The organism is Planctomycetia bacterium (assembly GCA_034440135.1).
Taxonomy (GTDB): domain Bacteria; phylum Planctomycetota; class Planctomycetia; order Pirellulales; family JALHLM01; genus JALHLM01.
In genome coordinates this window covers 1-12,106 of record JAWXBP010000470.1, presented here as the reverse complement: position 1 = coordinate 12,106, position 12,106 = coordinate 1, and the positions used below count along the sequence as shown (strand labels likewise).

Genomic DNA, 12,106 nt, shown 5'->3' with positions numbered 1-12,106 from the left:
GGCGTCGTATTGAAGAACGACGTCGACGCCGAAGGGCGCCGGATGACGGCCGAACTGGTGAGCGACGCCGAGCACGGCACGTTGGCGCTGGCCACCGACGGCACCTTCACCTACACGCCCGACGCCGAATTCGTCGGCACGGACACGTTCACCTATCGTGCTTTCGACGGCAATTCCCAATCGAACATTGCCACGGCCACGATCACCGTGCAGCGGTTCAATACGGCGCCGTACGCTGTGGATGACATTTACTATACGGCCGTCAACACTACTCGCGAGGCGCTGGCCGCCGAAGGCGTGCTGCGCAACGACGGCGACGACGAAGAAGATCTGCTCACATCCGAATTGATTGATGAACCGAGCCATGGCGAACTGATTTTCGCGACCGACGGATCGTTTACATACACGCCGGACATCGGTTTCGTCGGAATGGATACGTTCACGTATCGCGCCAAGGACTACGCACTGAGTTCAACGATCGCGACGGTCAGGATTCAGATTGCAGTGCCTGTGGACCAACCAATCGCTCGGGACGACTCCTATACTTTGAACGAGGATTCGACGCTGACAACTGACGCGCACAATGACGTTCGATTCGGCATGGTCAACGAGTGGAAGTTTGATGAAGCATCGGGGAATACCGCGTTTGATAGCGTCGGTGACAATAACGCAACGCTCTTCCAATGGACCGCCGGACAGGATAAATGGGTGCCGGGGAAAGTTGGCGGCGCACTGGACTTCAATAACGCGACTCACTATGCGCGTACTGACGCGGGCATCGCGCTCGATCAGTACACGATCAGTTTTTGGCTGCGCTTGGATGCGTTTACGGGCGTCACTCCGCGAATCGCCGGTCCAACCGGCTCACATTGGCTGCTGGTAAACAATGAATCCGCTCGAGGCGTGGGTTTCTACTTTGACGGAGGCAGCAATCTCGCTAACGATCCCGCGCGTCCTTTGATCGATGTGTGGGAACACTATGCGGTGGCATTTGACCGCGTCGGCAGTTTTGCACGCGTCTACCGCAATGGCCTTTTGGTCGGGCAAGGAGTGACCGTCCGAGAGGAGAAGCTGGGAGCCTGGGTCTTCGGCCACAACGAGAATCCCAATGCGCAATTGGACGGACTGAATGGCGCGCTCGATGAATTGCGGATCTACAATCGCTTGCTGAGCACTTCGGAGATCGCCTCGCTCAGTCATGTGCCCGGCCCGCTGGCAAACGACACGGCCGCCTATGCGCCAGCCGACGTCCTTGGCGCCCAGTTCGAGGTTGTCAGCGAGCCAACGCACGGCACTCTCGAATGGCAACCGAGCGGCGCTTTTTCTTACACTCCGGACGAAGAATTCAGCGGTGGCGATTCTTTTGAGTACCGCATCACATACGACGGCGAATTGTCGAATGTGGCGACGGTAACACTTCAAGTCAGGCCTGTTGACGACCCGCCAATTGCCGCGCCGGAAGCGTTTAAGTTCTCCCAGCGCGGCCAGCCATGGATCGCCGCGGCGCCTGGCGTGCTGCAAAACGATCATGACATCGACAGTCCGACATTGACGGCTGTCAAGTTCACGAATCCTCAACGTGGCTCGGTGGCCTTGTCCGCCGACGGCTCGTTTCAGTACACGCCGGGGCGTTTGTTCGTTGACCGCGATTCGTTTCAATATCGCGCCTTCGATGGTGCTAGCTACTCCGAGCCCGTGACGGTCGAAATTATCTACGACATCCCGCGGATCACGGTCGGCTCGCATACGTTGTTCGCGAATACGGCCAACCAATCGATTCAGATTCTGGTGAGCGGCGGCCAGGCGGTGCCCGGATTGAACCTGTACGTGCAAGTCGGCGATGGCGGTCCCGAACGGACGCAGTTCGATTTGCCCGCTGGCGTCGACGGCCCGGCGATCACCGGTATCAATATCAAGACTGGCGCCATCTTCGCAGGCGAGCCGGATCCGGCTCAGGTCGATTTGGCGATCCCACAAGTCGCGAGTGCGTTGATTTCGATCGCCGAGCCCGGCGGTACAGTCGCGGCCGAAGGGGTGTTGGCCACCATCACGTTGGACACAACGGGACTGTACGGCGGCGAGTGGGACTTGTTGCTCAACAACGTCCTGGCGGGCTTCGTCGGTGGACCGTTCAACACGGATTTCGCGGGCCAGCCGCTGCTGATCGACAATGGCAAACTGATTATCGAAGAAGCGACGATCACGCGCCGCGAGATCCTGTATTCCGGTTCCGCCTTTGGCGACGCGCCGGTTTCGGACAAACAGGCCTTGCTGCCAGGCCAGACGGTGACCTTCGCCAACTATTCCAGCTACGTCGGCGGCATCAACGCGGTCGCGGTCGAGATCATCGACGCGCTGGGAACGCCGGCGCTGTCAGACTTCGCGTTCTATGTCGGCAACTCGAACGATACCTCGATCTGGCTACCCGCGCCGACGCCGACCTTTGAACTGCAGGCAGGCGCCGGCGTGGACGGCGCGGACCGGATCGTGTTGCGCTGGGCAGACGGCGCTATCAAGAACAAATGGTTGATGGTGCGGATCAAGAGCACCATCAACACCGGCCTTCCAACGGCCGACGTGTTCTACTTCGGCAGCGCCGTCGGCGAATCGGGCGACAATCTCGCCAATGCCGTGGTCAACGCGACCGACGTCATCGGCACGCGCGACAACCCGCACGGTCCGTTCAATTTGGCGGCCATCAACGATCACTTCGATTTCAATCGCGATCGGCTAGTGAACGCCACGGACCTGGTGATCGCCCGCGATCACTCGACCTCACCGCTCACGGCGCTGCGACTCATCACGCCGACCGGCGCCGTGCCGACAGCCTCAGTACGCCACTTCGCGCCGCGCGTTGCTAAATTCGATCGCCCGACATTGACGTTGTCGTACGCGGGGCGTGACGCGCAGTCCACGAAAATGGCCGCGTTCGACGCGCTGTTCGCCAACCCAGACTTCGCATCCACAGTGACCGACAAGCGCCGCGCGGCGACCAAGCGCGGCTATCTCTTCTAGGCCGCGGCATCCTTTGTCCTCACACAACGAGCGCCATGGCTTACTCTTTCCGGTCTATGTTCATCGTGGCCGAACTGGCGCGCCTGCTCCAGGTCCTCGCGAACTCCGTTTGGAGAATGGCGATTACCTGCGGGCGCCTGCTGGGCGTTATGCCTTAGTATGAGCATCCAAACCGACGCGATGCCTTGTGGGCAAGGTGGCGGCCAGCCCGCGATCGAATGGGAAATGGACTTCGCTCCCAGCGCGCCCGACTGCCTCTTCTTGGATGAGTTCGGCGTACCGCAGCCGCAGTCGCTGACCTGGATCACCAACGGCGTCCCCACCACGGAACGCTGCGACGGCAGCGGCGCGACGTGCATTGTGACTGCGATCCCTGCTCCTTGAGGCGCAATATGTGGTGTGTGTTTCAGGCGACCGACGATCCGCAAGTTCACCGCTGTGCCCGATGCGGATTCGTGATCGCGCCCACGCGGTTTCCGCCGGAGAAAGTGCGACGGCAATGTCAGTGGACTTCGGATGTTGCGCCTCGGATTCCATCGTTTGCCGATCGAGTCCGCAGCTTCCACCAGGCCCGCGAGCGATGGAATGTGGCGGGGCGACCAGTCCGAAACGAACAGGAAATGGCACGTCTCCATACTATCTGCAAGGCTTGCGAGTATTTCAGCGGAACAAGCTGCAAGCTCTGCGGGTGCGCGATTCATCCATCTCGGATGTGGCTGAACAAGTTATTTTGGGCAACGGAACACTGTCCTCTCAGCCGCCCGGAATGGTAGTAGTCCCCGTCTAGCTATCCAGCGACTTGGTCCTATTCTTGCAAAATGAAATCGAGATCGTCTGCAAACTCACTTGCGAACAGATCGGTGATTCTGTCTTTTTTGTCCGCATCGTCTGTCGCGTCGAGGTAGAGGTTCGCCAAGAACCAGTCCAGCCCCTCATCACCAGTCAGAACATCTTTGGCTCCGTCATCATGGACCGTGGCCACCGGTCCATCATGCACCAGGAAGTAATTCGCGTTCAGCCGATTTGCAAAGTGCGAACTTGTCGTATCTCCACGCAAGTTAGCCACGCGGTCGCCATATCCACGTGTCGAGGTCCACTCGGCCATGATTCGATCGAGTGCCGCGGAATTCCGGTCGAAGTCGGTAGTGCCGCTGATCAACAAATCATCCTCGGCATTGCCAACAATTTTATCGGCTCCGTTCCCGCCGATTAGCAGATCACGACCGTCGTTGCCGACTAGCGTGTCGTCGCCGTCCTCGCCCAGAAGCAGGTCTTGGCCGCTACCGCCTCGCAGCTTGTCGTTTCCCCGTCCGCCATGGAGTTCCGCCGTGACGAAGATGTCTTCGTTCACACGGATGATGTCATCCCCCGCCCCGCCGAAGATCACAATGCGGTCGATCGGAGGATCGAAGGCCTGACGCACCCGGATTTCCGATTCGTGCTCGTTAATGGTCACAACCATCATTTCGGGATCATTGGCCTTGGGGCGCACCCGAATCGTGTCCCCGCCCGTAGAGCCGCCGACCGCCAGCACCCTACCGCCGCTGGCAGACGTCTGTACTTGCATCGAGAGCACTTCGATCTCGTGGCACTGCGGGGCGCTCGTTCCCCCGTCTCGGTCGTTCACACGCACGTGCACCGGATAGACGCCTGTTTCGGCGAATTCGTGAGTCACTTCCACGACGTCGCCGTCCGTGAACGTTTCCTCGAACACTCCGTCATTGTTCCAGTCGATCGTGTAGGTGAGCCCGGCGGTCACATCCGTCGGCGAGGCATCGAACGCCGTGAAGACGAACTTGAGAGGCTGACTGCGAACCGCCACAAACGGCGCGGAAATCGCGGCCGAGGGAGCCGCGTTTGCCACGTTGAGTACCGCGGCGCTCGATACGCTTTGCGCATGACCGTCGCTGACCATCACCCGTACTTCGTGAACAGCAGGGCCGTTATCCAATCCAAGCCCGACCAACGCCGTCCAGGTGATGATGGGGGTCGCGCCAACGGCATCGCCGAATACGCCGTCGCCATTGAAGTCCCACGAGAACGTCAGTGCGTCGCCTTCGATGTCGCCGGAGGCCGACGCATCGAGTGCAAGCGATTCCCCCTCGCGAACGAGATAGCTCGCCGCTGAGACGGCCGTCGGCGGGTCGTTGACGCTCGCCACATGGACGTCGAACGACGCTTCGACCAGTTCGCCGGCAGCGTCCGTGGCCCGAATGGTGATCGTCGCTGTGCCGAACGCATTGGGTGCGAAAGACAGTTGCAGTACCGTGCCGCTGAGCGAAGCCGCCACTAAACCGGGATTCGTGTTGGACGCCAGCGACAGCGTCAGCACGTCTCCCGCGTTGGGATCGACGAACGCGGTGGATACATCGATTGCCAGTGGCGCCGCGTCTTCATCCACGCCGAGGTTTTGCGGTGCAGCGGCCACGATGGGCGCGGTGTTGCCGCCAATGAGATCATTATTGACCGCGACACCTGCCGTGTAATCCAGGACCATGCCGTCGATGGTGAGCCGCCGCCAGGACGCGTCGATGGCGACGTCCGTTACGCGGTCGGCAAGTCCGGTGAGCGTGATGGTGTTCGAAGTGTTGGCGCTGCCGGCGAAACGGATGTTGCCGGTGTACTTCGAGGCATCGCCGAACAGGCGCAGCTCCAGATTCGTTGGAATGCCGTCGGCCCCACGGATCTCGAACGGCCGCGCTGATACATCGTCAAATGAATACAAGACATCTCCGTTCAACGACAGCGTCGCGGGAGGACTTGCAGAGTCGAATTGGAAGTCATTCACCGCGACGTCGCTTGGCGCAACGAACGTCAGTGATTCGTCGTCGATGATCGTCCCCACGCCAAGATCGCGCGTGATGGCCGCATTGCGAGCGCCGAACAGGTGCAGCAGAAGCCGCTCGTGCTCCTCGACCGTCAAATCGCCATTAACGAGGATCTGCACGAACCGCGGTGTGCTGTCACCGGGCAGCCATTCCAGCGTGCCGGATGTGGCAACGTAGTCGCCGGCCGCGGCGATGGCCGTATCGTCGAGCGTGGAATAAGAGACGCTGACGGGCGCCGATGCGATTCCTTCGAGCGTGACTTCAAACTCGAAAACGGCCTGACCGTTATTCAGTTCGTGACGAGAGACGTCTGCGACGCGGATCGAAGGCGGCACGACGTCGCCAATCGGCGCGTTGGCGATTCGCTCCGACAAAGCGTTGCCGGTGAAACGAGACAACAGCTCCGCCGTATCGAGTTGTCCGGTCGCCGCCAAAGCGAAAGCGTCGGCCGCTGCTCCCTGCGCGACGGCCTGGGCGCGGGCCACTGACTGGAGGTATTCCAGATCCAGATTGATGGGATCGCCAGCGATTTGCGCTTGTGTGGCCGCCATGACGTTCGCCGCCGCTTCGACTAAATCGGCGGGAAGCTCGGCGCCGCTTTCATACAAGGCGCTCTCGATCAGCGACCTGGCTCCGTGGAACGAGGCCAGGTCGAGCGTCGAACCTGGCTCGGCCAACACCTGCGCGAGATAGGCGAACGTGCGTTCCGCGATCACCGACGCCGCGGGGGCGCCCTCGACGGCGGATACCAGCCCAGACACCTGGCGGACGGCGTTCTGCAGTTGAACATTGAGCGTGTAAACGGCCGCCGCGTCGCGCTCTCGCGCCAGGATTCCGGCGATCGGATCAAGTTGCAGGAAATCGACGTCCGCCAGGCCGAACGCCTCGTGAATGCGGGTCATCGCCTCGACGCCGCTGAGGCCGAGCGACTCCTGCATGGCCACGAGCAACGTCGAGAGGGGCGTCACGGCAGTGGCCGACACCGGTGCGCGCAGCGACAGTTCGAATGCTTGCCCCGTGCTAGCGTCCCGGCCGCCAGTGACGATCCATTGCGCTTCAAGGTCATCCACAAAACCGTCCGCGTCCGCATCGTAGAATTCGGGAACCTCCAGCGCGAAGTAACCGTCCGCCATGGCCAGCGTGGAGACCTCCTCCGGCTCGTCGGCGTCGCGCTCGCCGTCCAGGTCGAGGTCCAGGTAATCCAGCGCGCCGTTGCCGTTGCCGTCCAGGAACACCAGCGCACCGTCCAGGTAGCCGTCGTTGCCCGTGCCCAAAATCAGCGAACCGGGCAGCACCTTCGAACTGGACGCGGTCTTCGAAGACTTCTTGCCGGAAGGGGCCTTCGAGGTGTCAGCGCAGCCCTCCGGGATCTTGATCGAAAGTTGGCCCGCCGAAGGTCTGGCGTTGCAGACGGATGGATCGCCGTCGCTGGCGAGAATTGTGAGGGTATATTTTTTGTTGTCCCCGAGCTCGCCGGGCGATGGTTTCTTCAGCGTGATTACGACCGATTCATCATACTCTCGCAGTTTGTCATTCACGATTTTCAGCGGAATCGTTGCCGACTTGCTTCCCGCGGGAATCGTAACCGAGTTTCCAGTGAGCATGTAGTCTTCGCCGCGAACCGCCTTTCCGGAAACGGAATACGGAATCGTGACGTCTGTGGACACCGCCTTGGTGAGATTCACCTTGATCTCCACGGCGCCTTTGTTCTCGGCCACCGCAGTGCTCGTTGACTCGAAGCTGATCGTCGGCGTGTCGTCATCTTCTACGGCGATCTTAAAGGTTCGTTGATCCACAAGCAGTTTTCCGCTGGATGGATCCTCGAGCCACACATAGACGTACTCAGTCGATTCGATAATATTGTCGTCATAAATAGGCACATCGATCGTGGCGATGGACTTTCCAGCAGGGATCGTGAGTGTCAACGGCGTTGAGGTCCAGACGCCACCCCTTTTGATGTAATAAGGCACATCGACCGGCGTGCTTGCCGTCACTGGAAAGTGCGCAATGTCATAGAGTTGGACCTCAATTTTCGCCGTGCCTACGCCTTCATTGACGCTGCGATACATCGTTTGTACGCCAGACCAGGTTGCTGCAGGGACAATCCCGACCGCCGCATCGTCGTCCTTGATGATTCCCGACTTCTTGTATTGTGAGTAGAACACTTCCCAAACGCTTGATGACGTGAGTTGAAGTGCAAACGACTCAGTTTCCTCGTTGGTGTCGTCGTCACGAACCTGGACCGGGATTCGCTGATGCGTCTCATGAGGATTGAATGTGACCGCACCCGACGTCAGTACGACATCGCCGTCAGCGGCAGTCCCCGGAAGCACGTCGTAGCCGACTGTTACGGCCTCATCCAGCGCAATATTGAGCGCGATGTCTACGTAGGCCGTGCCATCCGCTTCACTGAATTCGACCGGCGAGTGCGAAAAGAAGACTGTCGGTGAATCATTGTCGTCAATCGTCACGCGCATCTGTCTGGGAGCGCCGAGCTGGGCCGGTCCACTATTGATACCGGGACCGAAGACCGGGCTCCCAAGAATCAGGTCGATCACTTCCGTCTCTTCCACTCCAACGTCGTCCATCAACTGCAGCGTCACACTCCCCTGTCTCGTGCCAGATTGAATCAGAATTTCGCCGGAAAACAGCAGGAAATCTTCAAGATGCGTTGCCGTCGAACTTGGCAGCCAGCTAACCGGTACTCGAATCGGGTACCCAACCGGCGTTGAGCCCGGCGCGAGCATTGCAGTGATGCTGATCTGGACGGGTGACTCCACGCGCGCGTGACTCGTCATGGAGAATACGACCGTTGGCAAGTCGTTGGCCGGAATCGTGACGGTATGCGACATTTTCGGCGCGGGACCGAATGGGATGGCGGGTTTCAACAGCGCATTCGTCGGCGTCCCCATGGTCAGCGTCAAAGTTTCGACCAGCTCAGCCTGCGTGTCGTCCGCCATCGTGATGTACGCGAATCCGATGCGTGAACCGGCGGGAATGATGATCGAGTTTGCGCTCACCGAGTAGTCTTGACCTTTGGTGGCATTGCCACTCCAGTTCAGCGGAATGGAAATGTCGCTGGCGGAGAGCGCGTCCGCCAGAGCGGCGACGCGAACGACCGTGGTTTCTTCGGCCGCCGTCGTCGTCGAAGTTGTTTCGAACTCCACGCGGGGCGTCGGATCATCGTCAAGAATGGTCAACGTGTGCGACGACGGCGAGCCCAATAGCACGCCAGGCGTTGCGCCTGACGTGACTACGACTGCTTCCGACGGCTCGTCCAGCGAGTCATTTACGAGTTGCACCGCAATCTCGGCCGCGAGCGACCCAGCGCGGATGGTCAAGGCGCTGATCGCTCCGCTGTAATCTTGCGCCTGCGCCGTGCCGGAAAACGTCAGCGGGATGGACACGTCTTCGTCCAAGGCCTGTGAAAGCTGCACGGTAAGCCTGGAAGTGCCGCTGCGCTCGTCCGCCATCACCGGTCCACTGATCGTCGCGATTGCCGGTGCGCGCACCTGCAACTCCTGGGAGGCCTGAGCGAACTTGCCTCGCGCGTCACTCACTTTGACTGCCAGCGGAAACGTGCCGGGATTTGCACTTCCGCTGGCGTCGACCCATTCCTGCCACGACAACGAAATCGTCGCGCCGGTGGCGTCGTCATATTGGCCGTCATTGTCCAGATCCCAGGCGAAAGTCAGCATATCGCCATCGGGATCCGTGGAACCGCTCGCGTCCAAAGTTACGAAATTACCGACGTAAACCCGCGCTGGAACGGCCAACGCCGCGACCGGCGCATGGTTCACGGGGGTAACTTGTACGTCGATCGCGGTTTCCGCCACCGCGCCGAGAGAATCGGTGGCCCTGACGGTGACCACCGCGTTTCCGCGCTGCTGCGGTGCATATTCGAGCGTCAACTCCTCGCCTAGCAGAGTGGCGGTGACGAGGCCAGGATTGCTGTTTTCAGCAATGCTCAGCGTGATCATGTCGCCGGCATCGACGTTCTCAAACAATTCGCCCAGGTCGAGCAAGGAAGGTGGATCGCCCTCCGCGACCGTCACTGGAGTAAGCGGCGCGACGAGATACGGCGGGTCGTTCACGGGCGTCACCTTGACGTTCAACTGCGCGTCGACATAGTTGCCCCACGTGTCCGCCGCGCGCATCGTCAAGGTGGCGGCGCCGTTTCGATTGGATCGCGGAGCCATGGACAGCACGTCGCCTGCGAAGGCGGCTTGGAGCAGTCCGGCGTCGGACACCTGCTGAACCGAGTAGTGCAGCGCATCGCCGTCCGCGTCGTCGAACAACGTGGATACGTCGACCAACGTAGTGGTGGAGTCCTCCGCCAGAGCCAGGTTCCCCAGCGGTTGCACCAGGACCGGAGCGCGATTCGCGGCCGGGCCAGGAGCATGCGCGACCCGTGGGCCATTCGTTCCGTGAAATTGGACGAACAGCAAGTCCTTAGTGGGATTGAAAAGGAATTGGGCGATGGCGGCGCCGCCGGGCAGCGCATCAAAGTCGACGAGCAGCGTATGGCGGCCCTGCGCACGGAACGCGCCAATGTTTTCCGCGACCAGGCTCAGGCCGGGGGTTGCGAATGATGTTGCGCCGAGCTGGATGCTCCATGCGGTCGCCGGTTCCCCGTCGTCCGTGAGCCAGCCGATGGCAAGGTCAAACGACTCCGGCGGTTCGTCGCCATTCGCTACGATCTCGTACTCAACGGCGACCGCGTTCGCCGTGGAGTTCGACTGTAGCGACAACGGCAGCACGGAGTATTCGACGACTCCAGCGGCGTTCGAAGTCGAGGCGCTCAACTCAGCGCGGAACTGGCGGCCGGCGTCGTTGGTGATTTCAAGCCGGGCGCCGGCATCGGGAAGTGGCGCCATGTCGCGGTACAAGATCGACAGCTGCAAGTCGGATTGCAACAGATCGGCTTGTGTGACCATATCGCTGTAGGCAAACTGCAAATCACCGGCGGCGCGATCGCCCCAGTAAAACTCCAGCTCCTCGTTCAGCGGGGCATTGGCCGACGTCTCCACCAGCAGTGGAACGCTTAATTCGACTCCAGAGCCAGTAACATGGAACGTCCCCTGGCGATGATGCGCCTCGTAAATGAGGCCCACGTCCTGCCGAAAGACAAACTCGCCCGACGTCTGAGGATGAATCTCCACGCTCCCGACAATTTCGTCTTCAAAGACGTACGGACCCGGCGTGCCCTCGTCTTGAAGTTCACTGGCGAAGGTGTTCGTGACGGACAATGTCGCCGTCCCCAGCGGAACCATGAGTTGTTCCGGCGTCAGCGGCACGTTAAAGGGGTCCGCAATGCAGTATCCGGGATCGCCGATGAAGTCTCGCCCGCACTCGCCCGTTTGCACTAATCCACGCAGAATCGAGCTTTTCAGCACGTTTCCTTGTACATCGAGGGCGCGCCACGTGGCCGTGTATTCGGTCGGCAATCCTGACGCAAAGTCTAGCGTGTATCCGGCGCGAAGTGCGTAACCAGAAAGGGAGTCGGCATCGCCAATGCGAATCAGTTCGGTCGCATTAAGCAGGTGTCGGACCTCGAGCGACTCGAATCGCCGCCCGACTTCGTTGCTGGAACGACGTTGACGACGATTGGCGATCGAAGACCTGCGATTCATGATGGCCCCCGGAAGGGAAAATGCGACGTGGATAGAACAACCGACGAAAGGCCCGAATTGATATCGCAGTTGGCGCCTTACGCTGCCCATTCGTTCCTAGTGGATTAAGCGAACGATGACAGAAAAATGAGCGCGAACATTCTGAGCGGAGCGAGTCGACCGCCTTAGAGCCCTGCCAGCAAAGGCCAATATGTTGCGTAAGGACATGCTTAGAAACACTTTAGAGAATGCACGGTAGCGATCCGAGCGGCTCGCAAATTGTTGCTTGGCACGCAAACGAGGGGCGAAGTAGAGACCTTGGCACCCAAGCGAAGCCGCCCGAATCCGATTTTAGAGAGCGCTCTCGCGCTCTCTGTTGCGCTCTCTAAAGCGCTCTCAGATTCTCTTTCTGTGTTAACCCATGCCCGTTTTTTTCCGTAAACGGTTGCGACCGATTCGTCAACCGAAACGGACTCGAAATCGCTAAACGATTAAAGATTCAGCGGTTGTGAGTTTTGGGCACCAGAGAATTAGTTCGAAGAGGGTTGTGCACGGGGAGGGTGATCGACATTGATGGCGTGGCAAACCCCTGGCTCGCGAATGACGCCGATCGGCTGATGGAGCTCGCCGCCTGTCCGCTGGCGCTCACGC

3 protein-coding genes are annotated in these 12,106 nt (G+C 60.1%); 2 read left to right on the top strand and 1 reads right to left on the bottom strand.

Annotation, left to right across the window (positions count from 1 at the left end; all coding sequences use genetic code 11):
* Both SGJ19_26815 and SGJ19_26810 read left to right on the top strand, forming a co-directional pair.
* On the top strand, window positions 1-3,015 hold a 3,015-nt coding region (locus tag SGJ19_26815), incomplete at its 5' end, for an Ig-like domain-containing protein (protein ID MDZ4783876.1).
* Between the two features lie 159 nt (window positions 3,016-3,174).
* The gene (locus tag SGJ19_26810) at window positions 3,175-3,399 is read left to right on the top strand and encodes a hypothetical protein (protein MDZ4783875.1); all 225 of its coding nucleotides are present in this window, start codon (window positions 3,175-3,177) and stop codon (window positions 3,397-3,399) included.
* Window positions 3,400-3,820: 421 nt separating this feature from the next.
* Here SGJ19_26810 and SGJ19_26805 read toward each other — a convergent pair whose 3' ends face one another.
* A complete protein-coding gene (locus SGJ19_26805) occupies window positions 3,821-11,476 on the bottom strand; it encodes a Calx-beta domain-containing protein (GenBank protein ID MDZ4783874.1) in 7,656 nt (2,551 codons plus the stop codon).
* Window positions 11,477-12,106: the final 630 nt, after the last annotated feature.

Bases quoted from the DNA above. Each gene is read 5' to 3' on its own strand.
- SGJ19_26810 (MDZ4783875.1), top strand. From the start codon at position 3,175: ATGAGCATCCAAACCGACGCGATGCCTTGTGGGCAAGGTGGCGGCCAG.
- SGJ19_26805 (MDZ4783874.1), bottom strand. From the start codon at position 11,476: ATGAATCGCAGGTCTTCGATCGCCAATCGTCGTCAACGTCGTTCCAGC.